Source organism: Spirillospora sp. NPDC048823 (assembly GCF_043198445.1).
Classification (GTDB): domain Bacteria; phylum Actinomycetota; class Actinomycetes; order Streptosporangiales; family Streptosporangiaceae; genus Spirillospora.
Window position 1 is genome coordinate 50,112 of sequence record NZ_JBICUT010000018.1, and the last position, 17,483, is coordinate 67,594.

The window sequence follows — 17,483 nt, forward strand, 5'->3', positions numbered from 1 at the left end:
ACACGTGTGTAGACACGTGTTTCACATGTTCGGGGGAGAGTCGATCCGCCGGAGTGGCGTAGATTCGATGTCGGCCGCGGTACGACGCGCGCCGACCCGACGACCGCCGGAGGACCTAGATGACCGTACGGTCACCCGGCTTCGGCCGGACCCGTCAGGACGGACGCGAGCGCGTCCGCTCCCAGTTGCTCGACACGGCGCTGCGGCTGTTCGCCGAACACGGCTACATCGGCGTGCGGGTGGAGGACATCGCCAAGGAGGCAGGCGTCTCGCGCGCGACCTTCTACAAGCACTTCGCCGAGCGCGAGGAGATCCTCGCCGAACTGTTCGCCCGCCTTGTCGAAGACCGGCCCGTGCCCACACCGCCCGGCACCGACGCCGAGGCGCTGCCCCGCGTCCGCGAACTCCTGACCACCGCCGCCACCCGGATGGTGGCCGACGAACAACTCGCCAGGTTCGTCTACACGCTCCCGATCCGCCACGCAGCGCTGCTCGGCGAAGGCGCCCGCCCTCCGGTCATGGAGGAGGTGGAACGGCTCATCGAGCGCGGCGCCGCCGCCGGCGCGGTGCGGACCGACATCCCGCCGACTCTCATCACCGCCCAGATCGCCCGCACCTTCGAGGCGGCCATGCGCGACTGGGCCGAGGACCGGGCGTCCGGCGTGGCCGACCACCTGGCGCTGCTGCTCGACCTGTCATTCAACGGACTGGTCAGGCAAGGCCCTTGAGCATGCCGTGCCAGTAGAGGGCGGGCAGACCGTAGCGTTTGAGGTACCACATGTCGCGCCGTTCCTTCTTCGTGTTGATGATCGGCAGTGATGGTGTGGGGGTCAGGTCATAGTCGAATTCGGCGAGGAGCATCTTGTCCCTGGCCGTGACGAGCGGGCAGGAGGTGTAGCCGTCGTAGCTCGCGGTGCGGGAGTGGCCGGCCATGTCGGCCATGAGATTCCTGACGACGACGGGGGCCTGTTTGCGGATGGCCGCGCCGGTCTTGGACGTCGGCAGATTGGCGACGTCGCCGAGGGCGTAGACGTTCGGGTAACGCGGATGGGCGAGGGTGTGCTTGTCGGCCTCGACATAGCCGAAAGGGCCGGCCGGGTCCGCGAGAACGGACTTCTTCACCCAGTCCGGGGCGCTCTGCGGCGGGGTGGCGTGCAGCAGGTCGTAGGCGATCTTCTCCGTGGCGCCCGCGCCCTCGCCGGCGAGCGTCAGTTCGCGGCGGTCGGGGTCGATGGACAGGAGTTCGGACTGGAAGCGGGTCTGGATGCCGTAGCGGGCGACGACCTTGTCCAGTTCGCGGGCGTAGGTCTCGACCTTGAAGAGCGTGGGCTCGTTGACGGCGAGGATGATGCGGATGTCGCGCAGCCTGCCCTCGCGGCGCCAGTGGTCGGCCGCCAGATACGCGATCTTCTGCGGGGCTCCGCCGCACTTGATCGGACCGGCCGGATAGGTGAACACGGCCGTACCGGACTTGAGGTTCCGGATGAACTCCCAGGTCTTCGGAGCGTACTCCGGGGAGTAGTTGCTGGACACTCCGTCGCGGCCGAGCGATTCGGTGAGACCGGGGACGGCGGACCAGTCCAGCTGGAGACCGGGGGCCATGACCAGGTACTCGTAGCGGAGTTCGGTGCCGTTCGCGGTGGTGACCGTCCGGGCGTCGGGGTCGACGGCGGCCGCGGCGTCGCGGATCCACGTCACGCCGCGCGGGATGACGGACCGCTCGGGTCTGCGCGCGACGTCGAGGGGCGCCTGCCCGCCGCCGGTGAGGGTCCACAGCGGCTGGTACCAGTGGGTGTCGGAGGGCTCGAGGATCGTGACGCCGCTGACGCCCTTGCGGCGCAGCCTGGCGGCGACGGTGATCCCGGCGGTGCCCCCGCCGACGATCAGGACGCGGTGCCGGTTCGGGGTGGCGGACATGGAGAACTCCTTCCAGAAGGGGCGCGCCCCGCCCGGAACAGGCCCGGCAGGGCGCGCTGGGGCCGATCAGGCCTCGGCCGGGGAGTGGGCCGCGGCCCAGGCGCCGTAGCCGCCGAGCAGGTCGGCGACGTCGGTGCGTCCGGAGCGGCGCAGCAGGCTCGCGGCGGCCGAGGAGCGGACGCCGCCCGCGCAGTGGACGACGATCCGCCGGTCGGACGGGATCGTGTCCAGGCGGCCGGGCAGCTCGGCCAGCGGGATGTTGACCGCCCCCTCGATGGCGCCGTCCGCCAGCTCGCCGGTGTTGCGGACGTCGATCACCAGCGGCGGTTCGGCGCCGTCGAGCTCGTCGCGCAGGTCGGCGAAGGTGATCCGCTCGGCCTGGACGATGTTCCCCTCGGGCGCCAGAGTGAAGGCGTCCTCGGGATCGGGCAGGTAGCCGGCGGCCGTGTCCAGTCCGATCCGGGCGAGGCGGGTGATGATCTCCTCCGCGCGGTCTTCGGGGGCGATCACGACGATGTCCCGCCCGGGTTCGATGAGCATGCCGGCCTGCTCGGCGAACCGGCCGTCCGCGGGGACGTTGATCGAGCCGGTGAGGTGGCCGGCGGCGAACTCCTGCGGGTCGCGGGCGTCGACGACGACCGCGCCGGCGTCGCGGCGTGCCAGGACGTCGGTGAACGGCAGCTCCTTCAGGTGCTCTTCGACCTTCAGCAGTTCCCGCTCCTTGCGGTTGAGGATCGCGTCGTAGACGAAGTAGTTCGGGGCCGAGGGCTGGCCTTCGGTGACGATGTCGACGAACTCCCGCTCGCCCATGGGCACGCAGGCGTAGTTGCTGAGCCGCTGCGCGCCGATGGTGGACTGCAGTTCGGCCGACAGGTTCTTGCCGCACGCCGAGCCGGCTCCGTGCGCGGGGAAGAGCCTGGTCTGGTCGGGCAGCGCCATCAGCTTGTGCTGGACGGTGTCGTAGAGCATCCTGCCGAGTTCGTCGGCGGTGACGCCGATGGACGCCAGCAGGTCGGGGCGGCCGACGTCTCCGATGAACAGGGCGTCCCCGGTCAGGACGCCGTAGGGCACGGTGTCATCGGCGTGCTCGAAGACCAGGACGCTGACCGACTCGGGGGTGTGGCCCGGGGTCTCCAGGATCTCCAGGGTCACGTCGCCGAGGCTGATGCGCTCGCGGTCGTGAAGCTTCCGGATCTGGAACTCGGCCTCGGCCCGCGCGCCGTAGCCGATCCAGGCCCCGGTGCGGGCCGCCAGCTCCAGGTGGCCGGAGATGAAGTCGGCGTGGAAGTGGGTGTTGATCACGCCTTCGATGTGCAGGCCGTTGGCGGCGGCGTCGTCGAGGTATTCGGAGACGTCCCGGCGCGGGTCGACGACGACGGCGCGTCCGGTCTGCCTGTCGCCGATCAGGTAGGACGCCTGGGACAGGCACTCCAGGTAGTGCTGGGCGAAGTACATCCGAGTCTCCATTGCTTCGGTTTCCTTTCGCGACTCAAGGGTGCGGAGTCTGGGTGTGGTGTGTCGAGACCGCCGGGCGGTCAGAATGGCCGCCCCGGCGAGGGCGATGACGGCGACGGCCGCCAGGAAGATCGGCTTGGCCTGCGCGGGAAGCTCCTGCGCCACGACGAAGACGGACATCACCAGGACGAACCAGCCGAAGGCCTTGCGCAGCCGCTCGGGATCGATCCTTCCGGAGAGCCGGGAGCCCAGCAGGCCGCCGACGGCCGCCAGCGCGGTGATCGAGAGGGTCAGTGACCAGTCGAGCTGCACGCTCTGCAGGTAGCCGGCCAGTCCCGCGAAGGACTTCATCGCGATGACCAGCAGGGACGTGCCGACGGCGACCGGCATCGGCAGCCCGCCCAGCAGGGCCAGGGCGGGAACGACCAGGAAGCCGCCGCCCGCGCCGACCAGCCCGGTGACCAGGCCGACGGCCGAGCCCTCCAGAAAGATTCTGGCGAGCGGCCTGTTCCCGGCGTGCTGATCGGGCCCGGTCTCCTTCCGGCCGCGCAGCATCGCGGCGGCCGTGACGGTCATCATGATTCCGAAGGCGATCAGCAGGACATTCGCCGGGATGAACGCGGCGAGCCTGCCTCCGGCGTAGGCGCCGACCATCCCGGCGGCGCCGAACAACAGGCCGGTGCGCCACCGGATCCGGCCGGCCCGTGCGTGCGGGACGGCTCCCACCACGCTGGTCGCGCCCACGACGAACAGCGACATCGCGATCGCCGTCTTGGCGTCGACACCGGCCACGTAGATCAGCACCGGGGTGGTGAGGATCGAACCGCCCCCGCCGAACAACCCCAGCGTGACCCCGATCAGCACAGCCGCTGCAAGCGTGAGCGCGAGGATCATGCCGGTCGCCCGTCGTCCGCCAGGCGGGCCCTGATCGTTTGGATGTCGCAGCTCGCGCCGCGGTTGTAGGGCAGTTTCGCCAGCAGCATTCCCATCGCGCAGGTGTTGGTGAGCGCCGCGAACGTCAGGCCGGCGCCGATGAAGGCCGCCACCCACTTCAGGCCGGGCAAAGCCACGCTGCCCACCACGGCCACCAGCACGATCGTCCCGGCGACGAGCCGGACCTGGCGTTCCAGATCCCAGCGCTTGCGCCCGTCCCGGTTGAGCGGCGCTCCGGCCGTCTCCCAGGCGAGGATCCCGCCCTCCAGGACGCGGGTGTTGCGCAGGCCCGCCTCGGCCAGCGCCTGCTCCCCCTGCCCGGCGCGGACGCCCGAGCGGCAGATCAGCACCACCTCCTCGTCGAGGTGCCGGCACAGTTCGTCGCGGTGCTCCCGCAGCAGGTCGAGCGGCACGTTGTACGAGCCGGGGATGTGGGCCGCGGCGAACTCGCCCGGCGTCCGCACGTCGAGGAGGCGGGGCGGCCTGGGGCCGTCGAGCCGGGCACGCAGGCCGGCGGCATCGAGTCTCGTGGGCATGTCCTTCATCGGCACCTCTTCCGATTCGGTCCAGGGCACGGCCATCGGCCGTGGTCATATACCCCCTGGGGTATCTCTGGTGCCACGGTAGCCGATGGATGGGCGACCGTGCAAATACCCCCATGGGTATGCCCGGGCGCGCCCATGCGCACCGCCGATGCGAACGCCGCCGCGGTGACCGGGTGGGGACGTTAGGCGTGTGTGCCGGGACGTTGGGCACTGCAACGGCCGTTCGTGGGAATCGACGCTGGAAACGACAGCCGAACCGATGAAGGAGGCGCGTCATGCGAGCGCTGGTGTACCACGGGCCTGGGAACAAGGCCTGGGAGGACGTCCCCGACCCGGAGATCATCGAGGACGGTGACGCGGTCGTACGGGTCGATGCGGTGACGATCTGCGGGACCGACCTGCACATCCTCAAGGGGGACGTCCCGGCGGTGACCGACGGGCGGATCCTCGGGCACGAGGCGGTCGGGACCGTCGAGTCGGTCGGTGCGGGAGTGCGGACGGTCAAACCGGGCGACCAGGTGCTGGTGTCGTGCATCACGGCGTGCGGGACGTGCAGGTTCTGCCGCCAGGGCCGCTACGGGCTGTGCGTCGGCGGCGGGGGCTGGATCCTCGGGCACACGATCGACGGGACGCAGGCCGAGTACGTGCGGGTGCCGTTCGCCGACACCTCCGTCCACCCGCTGCCCGAGGGCGTTCCCGCGCAGGACGTGCTGATGCTGGCCGACATCCTGCCGACCGGCTACGAGGTGGGCGTGCTCAACGGCGCCGTCCGGCCGGGCGACGTGGTCGCGGTGGTGGGCGCCGGACCGATCGGGCTGTCGGCGATCATGGGGGCGCGGCTGTTCAGCCCGAGCCACATCATCGCGATCGACCTGGCCGACAGCCGGCTGGAGGCGGCCAAGCGGTTCGGCGCCGACATCACGATCAACAACTCCCGGCAGGACCCGCTCGCCGCCGTCCGCGAACTCACCGGCGGGCTGGGCGCGGACGTGTCCATCGAGGCCGTGGGCATCCCCGAGACGTTCGAGTCGGCGGTCGCGCTGGCCCGGCCGGGCGGCCACATCGCCAACATCGGCGTGCACGGCGGCCCGGCCGTCCTGCATCTGGAAGAGCAGTGGATCCGCGGCATCACCATCACCACGGGCCTGGTCGACACCTTCTCCACGCCGACGCTGCTGAGGCTGGTCGCCGGCGGCGGGCTCGACGCCGGGCGGTTCGTCACCCACCACTTCCCGATGGAGGAGTTCCTCAAGGCCTACGACGTCTTCGCCGACGCCGCCGGCACCGGCGCGCTCAAGGTCGTCCTGACCCGGTGATCCGCCGAGACCGCGAGGCCGCAGCCCGTCCCGCAGGGCTGTGGCCTCCGTCGGCGTACACGAGTCCGATCGAGTTCATCTCCGATCGAGTTCATCCGGGCCGGCCGGGTCGGTCGCCCGGCGTCGTCCTGCCGTGCTGGAGCGGGGTCTCCCAGGACGCGCCCGGCTGGATCTCCACGTCCTCGTCCGCGTAGGAGATGCGGATGGGGAACGTGGCGTCGGGGCGGAGCATGACGCGGAGTAGATCCTGCCGGCAGGTCAGGTCGATGCCCCAGTGGCCCCGGTAGCGGAGCCCGAGGCGCAGTTCGCCGATCGCGCCGGGCAGGTGCGGCTCCAGATGGAGGGTGCCGCCGCGGGTCCTGATTCCGGCGTGGCAGCGCTGGACGAGATCGACGGTCCCGGCCATCGCGCCCAGGTGGACGCCCTCGGCCGTGGTGCCGCGCTGTGTGTCGGTGATGTCGCTGAACAGCGACTCAAGGAAGATCCGCCAGGCCACGTCCCCGTCCACGTGGGCCAGGATCCAAGCGTGGACGAGTGAGCTGAGCGTCGATCCGTCGCAGGTGCGCGGCAGGTAGTAGTCGATGGTCCTGGTGGCCAGGGCGGCGCCGTGCTCGTAGCCGAGATGCCGCAGGATATCGTCGAGTTCGCCGGGTGCGAGCACGTAGAAGAGCATCAGCACGTCGGCCTGCTTCGACGCCTTGTAGCGGTTGGGGGAGTCGCCCTCGGCCTCAAGGATCCGGTCCAGCCTGCGGATGTCGCCGTATCGGTCCCGGTAGCCGTTCCAGTCGAGTTCTTCCAGGTCGGCGTAGCCGTCGAACTGGCTGATCACCCCGTCGTGGAACGGGACGTACATTTTGCCGGCGACGTCCTCGAACCGGGTGATCTCCTCACGGGTCAGGGCGAGCCGTTCACGCAGTTCCGTGCGGCGGTCCTCGGGCAGCGCGGCGAGCGCGTCCAGCGCGCGCCGCAGCACCCAGACGGCGAGGACGTTGGTGTAGGCGTTGTTGTCCAGGCCCGGCTCGTCGCGTCCCGGATAGGCGTCGTGGTATTCGTCGGGCCCCATGACGCCGTGGATCTCGTACCGGTCCGTTGAGCGGTCGTAGGCGGCCAGGTCCGCGAAGAACCGGGCGACCTCCAGCATGATCTCGGTGCCGTACTCGGCGAGGAAGCCGATGTCGCCCGTCGCCTCGTAGTAGCGCCACACGTTGTGGGCGACGGTCAGCCCGACATGCCGCTGCAGATGCGAGTGGTCGGGCAGCCACCGGCCCGAACGCGGGTTCAGGTGGACGCGCTGGGTCTCCTCGCGCCCGTCGGCGGCGCTCTGCCACGGGTACATCGCGCCGCGGCGCCCCGCATCGGCCGCCGCGCGGCGCGCCGCCGGGAGGCGCCGCCACCGGTACATCAGCAGCGCGCGGGCGATCTCGGGGAACCGCATGGTCAGGAACGGCAGGATGAACAGCTCGTCCCAGAAGACGTGGCCCCGGTACGCCTCTCCGTGCAGGCCGCGGGCGGGGACGCCGACGTCCAAGTCCACGCTGTGCTCCGACACCGTCTGCAGCAGATGGAAGATGTGCAGGTTGAGAATTCGCTGCACCTCGACGTGGTCGACGCTGAGCTGGCAGCGCCGCCACAGCCGGGTCCACGCCAGCGTGTGCTTCTCCAGCAGAGCGTCGAAGTCGCCGGCGCCCGCGGCGGCCGCCAGTGCCGCCTGGCCGACCTCCTCGATGGCGCGGTCGCGTGAGGTGAACGCGGCGGCGACCTTCTCGATCGTGACCGGTACCCCCTCGTGGACGTCCACGGTCAGGTTCTGGCCCGTCCAACCGTCTTCGGCCCGGTGGGTGCGCTCGGCCGGGACCGAGACCCGGGTGCGTGCCGCCACCGCGATCCCGATCTTGGACGAGACCGTCGAAGCGCGCAGCAGGAGCAGTTCCGGATCGCTCTGCTCGGGGCTCTTCTCACGAGTCAGGTGCACCTCGGGCAGGTTCCGGTACCGCTCCACACCGGCGTTGACGACGCGTCCGTCCAGCGCCGACACGATCTCCACGGTGCCGCTCCAGTCCTCCGCCACGATGGTGGTCTCCAGCGCGGCCAGGTGGGGGTCGTCCATGGACACGATCCGGCGCTGGGCCACCCGCGTCGTCCGCCCCTGCGCGTCGCGCACGCGCACCAGGCGGGTCAGGACACCGCGGCGCAGATCCAGTTCCTGCCGGTAGGACGGAAGCCCGCCCTCCCGCCGGGCACGGTCGGGATCGAACCATTCGCCCCCGGCGGCGCGGAAGGCCAGCGGAAGCCAGTTCGGCATGTTGACCAGGTCGGCGTTGTCGGTGCGCCGCCCGGCCATCTCCGCCGGCAGACGGTCGTAGCAGCCCGCGATGTAGGTCCCCGGGTAGTGGACGCCGTCGGCGGACGACTCCGGGGCGGCTCCCCTGGTGCCGAGGTATCCGTTGCCGAGTGTGCACAGGGCTTCCCGCAGCCCTTCGGTGTCAGGGTCGTAGTCGTCGTAGGACAGGATCCACCGGTTCATGGTGTCCCCTCACGGTGTCGTCCGAGGCCGTCGGCAGGGCATTCCCGGCATCGCCACGTTCTCACCGGCCGGTACACACCGGGCAGTGCCGGACGACCTGGCCGACCGGGGACCTTCGGCCCCTGAAAAGGAGCGCGCGGCCTGCCGAAACTGAAACTGAGACCTTGGCCAGAGGAAGGGGGGCGGCCGGATGGTCGCGCTGACACGGCCTCAGCGGCCGAACGTCCTGGTCGGCTACGACGGGACCGAGGAGAACGATGTCGCGCTGCGCTGGGCGGTCGAGGAGACCCGCCTGCGAGGGCTCGACCTGATGATGTGCTACTGCTGGCACTGGCCGTATCCACCGGGGCACGTGGACGGCAACGTCCAGGCGATCATCCAGCGGGCGGGAGAGAATCTTCTGCGCGAAGGCGTGCAGCGGGCACGGGACCTGGGGGCGGGCGGGAAGGTGCACACCCGGCTGAGGCGCGAACCCGTCTGCGAAACGCTCGTGCGCGAATCCGACGACGCGGAGCTGATCGTGGTCGGCTCGCATGAGCGGGACCGGCTGCTCGACGGGTCGACGGCGGTGCAGCTGCCGGCGCGCACGCATCGCCCGGTGATCGCCGTCCGCGGCGCCGGCCGGCGGCGCGGGCTCGTCGTCGCCGGGGTCGACGGATCGGCGGCCGCGGACACGGCGCTGGGCTTCGCGATCGAGGAGGCCGCCCTTCGCGACGCCGATCTGCGTGTGGTCCACGGGGCCTGGGAACCCGGGGCGGTGCCCGATTTCGAGCTGCCCCTGTTCACCGATGAGAACAAGCTGCTGGAGACGCGCGCCGCCATGCTGGAGAAGGCCGTCCACCCGTGGAAGCGGCGCTACCCGAAGGTCCGCGTGCGAACGTCGCTGCTGCTTGAGCGACCCCGCGAGGCCCTGTCGGCGGCGGCCGGGGACGCCGATCTGCTGGTGGTCGGAGATCGTGGCACGGGGGGCCTGGATCCGCTGCTGCTGGGGGCGACGAGTTCGGCGATGCTGCATCACGCCCCGTGCGCAGTGGCGATCGTCCCGCCGCCCCGGCACGTCGCCGAGCGCGCCGCCTGAACCGTGGCCGGGCCGGAGGGTGGCGGCGCCGTGAGCGCCTCTCCCGTGCCGGGATGCGCGCTCGGGTAGGCGGCGCGGGGTCATCGTCGAGTCACCTCGTCGCGGTGGAGGGGGCAGCTCATGCAGCGGGGGCCGCCGCGTCCGCGTCCGAGTTCGCCGCCGGGGATGGTGATGACTTCGATGCCGTGGTGGCGGAGCATCGTGTTGGTGGTGACGTTGCGCTCGTAGGCGATGACGACGCCGGGTTCGACGGCCAGGACGTTGTTGCCGTCGTCCCATTGCTCTCGTTCGGCGGCGCGGACGTCCTGTTCGGTCGTCAGGACGCGGATCTGCGGCACGCCGGCGGCGTGGGCGATCGCTGGGAACAGCGCGTCGTTCTCATGGACGAGCACCCCGCCGTCGCTTCCGGGGGTGAGCGTGTAGGACCGCAGCGGCGGCAGCCCGGGGTAGACGGTGAAGACGTCGTGGTCGACCATCGTCATGACCGTGTCCAGATGCATGAACGCGCGCCGCTTGGGCAGTTGCGCGGCGATGACGCGGCGTACCCTCCCGGCGGTGAACAGCCGCTGGGCGAGCAGTTCGATGGCCTGCGGGGTGGTGCGCTCGCTCATGCCGATCAGGACCAGGTCGTCGCTGAGGACGTGGATGTCGCCGCCTTCCAGGGAGGGCAGGGTGAAGTCGGCGCCGGGATACCAGATCGGGACGTCCCGCCCGCTGAACAGCGGATGGTGCCGGTAGATGGCGCTCAGGTGCACGGTCTCGCGCCGCCGTGCCGGTTTGGCCATGGGATGCAAGGTGACGCCGTCGTGGATCCACGCGGATGGGTCGCGGGTGAACAGGTGGTTGGGCAGCGGCGGCAGGACGAAGTCGCCGTCGTCGAGCGAGGACAGCAGCAGGCTGTGGGCGGGCACGCCCAGTTCGGCCTTGGTGAGCCCGCCTATGAGGTGGCGGGTGAGTGTGGTGGGGTCCATGTCGTCCAGCGCGGACCGGACGGGGGCGGCCAGGGTGGGGCCGAGGGTGATCTGTGAGGCGGTGTGGTCGAGGACCTGGGCGCGGGCCTGGTCGATCTTGAGGGTCTCGGCGAGCAGGTCGGCGAGGTAGTGCACGCGGACGCCGCGTTCGCGGAGGGCGTCGGCGAACACGTCGTGTTCCTGGCGGGCGCGTTTGGCCCACAGCACCTCGTCGAACAGCAGGTCGTCCTTGTTGGCGGGGGTGAGGCGGAGCAGTTCCAGGTCGGGGCGGTGCAGCAGGACCTGCCGCAGCCGCCCGACCTCGGAGGAGACGGTGAACACGAGCGGTGTCCTTTCAGGCGGCCTTGGCCGGCGGTTCGGGTTGGGCGGCCTGGACGGGGGCGCGCTGGTCGCGGTACTTCAGCCAGGCGTAGACCGGCATCCCGGCGAAGATCAGCAGTGTGCCCTTGTAGACGACCTCGTAGCCGGCGCCGGCGATCGCCCAGACGGTGTAGCCGAACGCCAGCAGGGCGATGACGGCGTCGCGGGCCAGGCGCCGGCCGGAGAACGCGGCCGGGTCGGTGGCCAGCAGGACCAGTTCGGCGAGGGAGGCGTAGGCGTAGGGGATGACGGTGGTGAGGGTGGCCAGCAGGATGATGAAGGTGAACTGGTCGACCAGGCTGGCGTTGTAGTTCATGACCATCAGCCCGGTGACCAGGACGCTGGAGACGACCAGCCCGACGATCGGGGTGCCGCCGCGTCCGGTGCGGGCGAACACGCGGGGGAACAGGCCGTCGCGGGCGGCGGCGAGCGGGATCTGGCCCTGCAGCAGGATCCAGCCGTTGAGGGCACCGAACGCGCTGATCGCCGCACCGGCCGCGACGAGGTCGGCGGCCCATCCGCCGAACGCGGCGTCGGCGGCGTCCGCGAACGGCGCGGTCGAGGTCGCCAGCGCCGCCGCGGGCACGAGGCCGAGGACGGCGACGGTGCCGAGGATGTAGATCAGCGCGGTCACGGCGGTCCCGGCGACGGTGGCGCGGGGGATGGTCTTCTGCGGGTCCTCGACGTCCTCGGCGGGGACGGTGGCCGATTCCAATCCGATGAACGACCACAGCGTCAGTGCGGCGGCGGCGGTCACCGCGGAGAACGCGCTGCCGCCGCTGGCGTTGAACTCGCCGAAGTTGCCGGACTTGACGAAGAACAGCCCGCCGATCGCGATGAGCAGCAGCGGCACCAGCTTGATGACCGTGGTGGCGACCTGGACGGCGCCGCCCTGCCGGATCCCGTAGCCGTTGACGGCCGTCAGCAGCCAGATCGCCGCCAGCCCCACACCGGCGGCCAGCACCTTGTCATCGGCCAGCTCGGGCCAGAAGTGCGCCATGTACCCGACGAACGCGACGGCGATCGCCGCGTTCCCCGCCCATATGGCGATCCAGTAGCCCCACGCGGTCTGGAATCCGACGAAGTCACCGAACGCCCGCCGCGCGTAGGCGTACGGGCCGCCCGTCTTCGGGTAGGCCCGGGAGAGCCGGGCGAACACCAGCGCCAGCAGGATCGCCCCGGCCGCGGTGAACACCCACGCCACCAGGCTGATCGGCCCGTACGCGGCCAGCGCGCTGGGCAGCAGGAAGACACCCGATCCGATCATGTTGCCCACCACGAGGGCGGTGGCCATCCACAGCCCCAGCCTCCGGCGGGAGGGTTGCGCGCTCATGAGCGTCTCCTTGGATCAGCGGCGGACTCGCCGCGATCTCAGCTGATCACCGTGCTCCTGTGACGGTCGCCGGGCATCGGTCCCGGGACCGGTGGACCAACGTCCCCTCTCAGGCGATCCACCGGTCCCGGCTCCGCCCCGCCCCGCTGGAAGGCCGAAGGTCCCTCCAGTTCCGGACTGATGCCCTCTATGTGGGAAGGACGCCACGAGAAACGCTGGTGCAGGAACCCGATGCATGAGGTGGGAGCAGGTATGAGTGCCGAGCAGATCATTGGTGTCGCTGTCGGTTATGACGGCTCCCCCGAGGGGATCCGTGCCCTGGACTGGGCCGCCGGCGAGGCCCGGGCTCGGGGCCTGCCGCTGACCGTGATCCACGCGTGGCAGGTCTACATCGGGAGCCCGGTGGCCATGCCCATGGTTGACCTGGGCACCATGGCGCAGGAGACCCTGGACGGCGGCGTCGAGCACCTCCGCAAGCACGCCCCCGATGTGCCGGTGCGGGGCGTGCTCGTATGCGGGCAGGCGGCCGCCGAGTTGATCGAGGCGGGCAAGAGCGCCGATCTGATCGTGCTGGGGCCGCGAGGCCTCGGGGGGTTCGCCGGACTGATGCTCGGATCGGTCAGCGCCCAGGTGGCCGCGCACGCCACGTGCCCCGTCGTCATCGCCCGAGGTGACGTGGACCGGCACCCGGGGACGAAGCCGGGACGCGTCGTGGTCGGCGTGGACGGTTCGCCGGCCTCCCGGGCCGCGCTGGCGATGGCGTTCGCCGAGGCCGAGTTGCACGGGTCGTCCGTGCACGCCGTGGTCGCCTGGGAGTCGGTGCCCGTGGACGATCTGCCGCCGCTGGCCGACGAGGACGGCATGCGTGAGGCGGCCCGCACGCGCCTGGATCAGCTGATGATCCCCTTGCGTGAACGTCACCCCGGCGTCGATGTGCGGGCCGAGGTCGTGGCCGGGCCGCCGCGTCAGGTTCTGCTGGACGCCTCGGACGACGCGCGTCTGCTCGTCGTCGGCTCGCGAGGGCTGGGCGGCTTCCGCGGTCTGCTGCTCGGATCGGTCAGCCACGCCCTGGTTCAGCACGCCCCCTGCCCCGTAGCGGTCGCGCACGCGCCTCGGCGGAACGCGGGCGACTAGGACGCAGACGCTCGGGCGGCCGAGGACATACAGAACGCCGGGCACGGCGGGCCAGGGAGGAAACATGACCGGTACAGGCGTCGGAATGGTGGATGCGGCCGTTCTGGAAGGTCGGCTGCGGGAGCATCACAGGCGTTGCCTACCTGCTTTGAGCAGGCTCAAGCTGCTGGCGAGGGACGGCTGGGAGACGGCCACCGACGTGCGAGCCGCCACCGCGGAGGTCATGGTCGAACTGGACGCCGCCGAATCGATTCTGCTCGATGCCTTATCGGGAAGCGTTCGCCGCGATGCTCTTGCGCATTTTCTCGCCTGCCGCGTCAATCGGCTCACGGTCATCGCCGAACATGCCGCGGTGACGGCCGACGCCGGCGACCTCCCCGTACTGCGACGCATGCTCTATCAGTTCCATGCCCTGGCCGTGGCCATGTGGAAAGTGCAACTGGGACTGCAGACGCATGGACGGCGTCCCATGATCGAGGTCGGGGCGGTCCCCAAACCGTCGGCACCGGGCGTGAGGAACGCCCCGGCCCGTCCGGTGAGAACGGGACCAAAGTCCCGGCCGCAGGTGACCTTGGGACGCTGATCCGCGACCCGCACGGTCAGAGGCTGGAGACATGACAGAGCAGCTTTCCGGCGCGCGGGCGTTCGCGCTGCTGACCGATGGGACGCAGATAGAGATCAGGCGGCTCGGCGCGGCGGACCTGGACGCGGTGCGCGAGCTGCATCAGGGGCTGTGCGAGGAAAGCCTGTATCTGCGGTTCTTCGGCCTGAACCGGGCCATGGCCGGGCATGTGGCCGAGCGGGTCTGCCGGACGGAGGGCCGCGATCATGCGGCGCTCGGCGCCTGGCTGCGCGGTGACCTGATCGGGGTGGCGGAGTACGAACCGACCGGTGTGCCGGGCGAGGCGGAGATCGCGATGGCGGTCGCCGACCGGATGCACCACCGCGGTGTCGGGACGCTTCTCCTGGAACATCTGGGGTCGCTTGCCCGCGCCGGCGGAATCGTCGCGTTCCGAGCCGACACGCTGCCGGGGAACGACGCGATGCTGCGGGTGTTCGCCGACGCTGGGATGCCGGTCCGGCAGCTGATGTCGGGGGGTGTCGTCGAGGTGACGATCCCGCTGGTGTCCGACGACGGATATCTGGACGCGGTCGCCGAACGGGAGCGCAGCGCGGACGTGGCGAGCCTGGAGCCGCTGCTGCGGCCCCGGGTCATCGCGGTCATCGGGGCGTCCCGCAGGCGCGGGACGGTCGGCGCCGAACTGCTGCACAACATCGTTTCGGGCGGGTTCAAGGGCGCGGTGTACGCGGTGAACCCGCACGGTGCGGGGACGGACATGCACGGTGTCCCTTGCGTGGCGAGGCTCGCCGACCTGCCCGAGCCGCCCGATCTCGCTGTCATCACGGTGCCCGCGTACGCGGTGCCCGGGGTGGCGGCGGCGTGCGGGCGGTTCGGGACGTCCGCGCTGGTGGTGGTCAGCTCCGGCCTGACCGCCGAGCAGGGGCACGGCCTGCTGGCCGTCTGCCGCGAGTACGGGATGCGGCTGGTCGGGCCGAACTGCCTGGGCATCGCCAACACCGGGATCTGGCTGGACGCGACGTTCGGCGCGCACCGTCCCGCGCTGGGGAGTGCGGGCGTCGTCGTGCAGTCGGGCGGTGTGGGGATCGCCCTGATCGAGGAGCTGTCGCGGCTGGGCGTCGGGGTCTCCACGTTCGCGTCCGTCGGGGACAAGTACGACGTCAGCGCCAACGACATGCTGATGTGGTGGGAGTCGGACCAGACGACCCGGTTGGGCATCGTCCATGTGGAGTCGTTCGGCAACCCCCGCAAGTTCGCCCGGACGGCGCGCCGGGTCGCCGCGCGGATGCCGCTGCTGACCGTCCTGGCCGGACGGTCCGCGCCGGGCACCCGGGCCGCCGTGTCGCACACCGCGGCGGCCGCGACCCCGGAACTGACCCGCCGGGCGCTGTTCGAGCAGGCCGGGATCGTGGCGACCGACGATCTGGGTGAGCTGGTCGACGCCGCCGCGCTGCTGGCGACCCAGCCGCTCCCGGCCGGGCCGCGGGTGGCGGTGGTGTCCAACGCGGGCGGCGCCGGGGTACTGGCCGCCGACGCCTGCGCCGACGCCGGGCTCGTCGTGCCGGTCCTGGACGCGGCCACGCGGCACGTCCTGGCCGGCCTGCTGCCAGATTGCGCGGCGGTCGCCAACCCCGTCGACACCACCGCCGCCGTGTCCGCCGAACGGTTCCGCGACGCCATCGAGGCGGTCGCCGCCGACGACGCCGTGGACGTCGTCCTGGCGCTGGTGGCGCCGACCGCGCTCGGCGACCTGCGGGGCGCGCTCGGCGGCATCGGAAAGCCGCTGGCGGCGGTGGTCCTCGGACAGGCGGAGACGGTCACGATCACCGATGAGGCGATCCCGTGCTACGCCTACCCGGAGGGCGCCGCCCGCGCGCTCGCCCACGCCTGGTCCTACGCGCGGCGTCGGAACCTTCCGCAGCAGGCGCCGCCTGCGCTGCCCGGCCTGAACCCGGACGAGGCGGCCGCCGTCATCGCCCGATACCTCGACCGTGCACCGGACGGCGGCTGGCTGCCACCCGCCGACGCGTTCGGGCTGCTGGGGTCCTACGGGCTGCCGGTGGCCCGGTGGCGCTGGGCCCGGACCGAGGACGGGGCGGTCGCGGCGGCACGTGACCTGGGTGTGCCGGTGGCGCTGAAGGCACACGTCTCAGGTGTGGTGCACAAGACCGCGGCGGGCGCGCTGGAACTGGGCCTGGACGGGGAGGAGGCCGTCCGCGCGGCGTTCGGCCGGCTGTCGGAACGGTTCGGCGGCGATGTGGAGGGGACGCTCGTCCAGGCCATGGCGGACGACGGCGTCGAGGTGCTGTGCGGCGCCGTCCAGGACGAGGTGTTCGGGCCGGTGGTGATCTTCGGGGCCGGGGGCGTCGACACCGACGCCCTGGCCGACCGCGCCGCCCGGCTCGCGCCGCTGACCGGCCGCGAGGCCGACGACCTGATCCGCGCCCCCCGGCTGTCGGCGCTGCTGCTCGGCCACCCGGCGCGCCCGCCCGGCGATCTGGTGGGGCTGCGCGAGGTGCTGCTCCGGCTCTCCCGGCTGGCGGCCGACCACCCCGAGATCGCCGAGCTGGACCTCAACCCCACCATCGTCCGCCCGGACGGGACCGTGGCCGTCGACGCACGCGTCCGCCTCGCACCCCGCCGGGCCTGGGACCCCTACCTGCGCCGCCTCCGCTGAGCCATGCCGGCCGGACGGCACTCGCAGCCGGACGGCACTCGCAGCGGTCAGCTTCGACCCGGGTGGGCCGGTGCGGTGCTCGGCAGGACGGGTTCGATCCGGTAGAGGGACGGCATGCCTCCGCTGGGAGGCGCGATGTCCCGCTCGGCTCCGGCCAGGGCGGTGATCAGGTCGCGTGCGGTGATCAGCCCGACCAGGCAGCCGTGGTCATCGGTCACCGCCACATGGTCGTTGCCGGCTTCGAGCATGGCGCGTGCCGCCTCGGGGATGGTGGCCGACGGCCGCACCGTCATGGGCGGCGGGGACGGCAGGAGCGACGTCACCGGCCGGCGGGCGTGCTGGGGGACGGCGGCGTTCCACGTCGCGGTCAGGGTCTGGGCGTCGACGACTCCGACGAAGCCGCCCTCGTCATCGGCGACGGGCAGGTGATGCACCCCGGCCTTGCACATCAGCTCCCAGGCCATCAGGACCGATTCGCTCGTGGCGATGGTGAGCAGGTCCCTGGTCATCATCTCGCCGGCGGTGCGCTGCTCCAGCGGCGGACGCGTCATCATGGCTCCTCCTGGCGGTCTGGCTGGCAATCTGGCCTGTCATCTCACGTCCAGCTTCGCTGCCGGACCGGTGCGGTGTTAGGGGCGAACGTCCTGTCTCGAAACGTCC

General features: G+C 71.4%; 13 protein-coding genes. 6 read left to right on the plus strand and 7 right to left on the minus strand.

From position 1 onward, the window contains the following. The first annotated feature begins 119 nt into the window (after positions 1-119). A complete protein-coding gene (locus ACGFK0_RS31700) occupies positions 120-728 on the plus strand; it encodes a TetR/AcrR family transcriptional regulator (protein ID WP_392911551.1) in 609 nt (202 codons plus the stop codon). Here the strand turns inward: ACGFK0_RS31700 and ACGFK0_RS31705 are convergent. The 3 genes from ACGFK0_RS31705 to ACGFK0_RS31715 form a co-directional block, all read right to left on the minus strand. After that, entirely contained in the window at positions 712-1,917 is a 1,206-nt protein-coding gene (locus tag ACGFK0_RS31705; protein WP_392911553.1) for an FAD-dependent oxidoreductase, read from the minus strand. The genes ACGFK0_RS31700 and ACGFK0_RS31705 overlap by 17 nt on opposite strands. A gap of 66 nt (positions 1,918-1,983) precedes the next feature. Further along, positions 1,984-4,266 (minus strand): TSUP family transporter, encoded by a 2,283-nt coding sequence (locus ACGFK0_RS31710; RefSeq protein ID WP_392911555.1) that lies wholly within the window; start codon positions 4,264-4,266, stop codon positions 1,984-1,986. Then, entirely contained in the window at positions 4,263-4,850 is a 588-nt protein-coding gene (locus tag ACGFK0_RS31715) for a rhodanese-like domain-containing protein (protein WP_392911557.1), read from the minus strand. Before ACGFK0_RS31715 ends, ACGFK0_RS31710 begins: the two co-directional genes overlap by 4 nt. Positions 4,851-5,125: 275 nt before the next feature. On the opposite strand from ACGFK0_RS31715, the gene ACGFK0_RS31720 reads away from it, so the two are divergent. Beyond that, positions 5,126-6,166: a zinc-dependent alcohol dehydrogenase family protein gene (locus ACGFK0_RS31720; RefSeq protein ID WP_392911559.1), complete on the plus strand. Its 1,041-nt coding sequence runs from the start codon at positions 5,126-5,128 to the stop codon at positions 6,164-6,166. 91 nt (positions 6,167-6,257) lie between these two features. Here the strand turns inward: ACGFK0_RS31720 and ACGFK0_RS31725 are convergent, their stop codons facing one another. Continuing rightward, entirely contained in the window at positions 6,258-8,690 is a 2,433-nt protein-coding gene (locus tag ACGFK0_RS31725; protein ID WP_392911561.1) for a glycoside hydrolase family 65 protein, read from the minus strand. 190 nt (positions 8,691-8,880) lie between these two features. Here ACGFK0_RS31725 and ACGFK0_RS31730 point away from each other — a divergent pair, with 190 nt between their 5' ends. After that, positions 8,881-9,768, plus strand: coding sequence for a universal stress protein (locus tag ACGFK0_RS31730; protein WP_392911563.1), 888 nt, complete (start codon positions 8,881-8,883; stop codon positions 9,766-9,768). Between the two features lie 80 nt (positions 9,769-9,848). Here ACGFK0_RS31730 and ACGFK0_RS31735 read toward each other — a convergent pair whose 3' ends face one another. Then, complete coding sequence (locus tag ACGFK0_RS31735) at positions 9,849-11,060, minus strand: arginine deiminase (RefSeq protein WP_392911565.1); 1,212 nt, start codon at positions 11,058-11,060, stop codon at positions 9,849-9,851. Positions 11,061-11,073: 13 nt separating this feature from the next. Beyond that, positions 11,074-12,432: an amino acid permease gene (locus ACGFK0_RS31740; RefSeq protein ID WP_392911567.1), complete on the minus strand. Its 1,359-nt coding sequence runs from the start codon at positions 12,430-12,432 to the stop codon at positions 11,074-11,076. 252 nt (positions 12,433-12,684) lie between these two features. Between ACGFK0_RS31740 and ACGFK0_RS31745 the strand changes: the two genes are divergently transcribed. The 3 genes from ACGFK0_RS31745 (at position 12,685) to ACGFK0_RS31755 (ending at position 16,823) form a co-directional block, all read left to right on the plus strand. Further along, entirely contained in the window at positions 12,685-13,566 is an 882-nt protein-coding gene (locus ACGFK0_RS31745; RefSeq protein ID WP_392911569.1) for a universal stress protein, read from the plus strand. A gap of 64 nt (positions 13,567-13,630) precedes the next feature. Further along, positions 13,631-14,149: a hypothetical protein gene (locus ACGFK0_RS31750; protein WP_392911571.1), complete on the plus strand. Its 519-nt coding sequence runs from the start codon at positions 13,631-13,633 to the stop codon at positions 14,147-14,149. 31 nt (positions 14,150-14,180) lie between these two features. After that, positions 14,181-16,823: a GNAT family N-acetyltransferase gene (locus ACGFK0_RS31755; RefSeq protein WP_392911573.1), complete on the plus strand. Its 2,643-nt coding sequence runs from the start codon at positions 14,181-14,183 to the stop codon at positions 16,821-16,823. A 47-nt stretch (positions 16,824-16,870) separates the two neighbouring features. Here ACGFK0_RS31755 and ACGFK0_RS31760 read toward each other — a convergent pair whose 3' ends face one another. Next, a complete protein-coding gene (locus ACGFK0_RS31760; RefSeq protein ID WP_392911575.1) occupies positions 16,871-17,377 on the minus strand; it encodes an HPP family protein in 507 nt (168 codons plus the stop codon). Positions 17,378-17,483 lie beyond the last annotated feature (106 nt).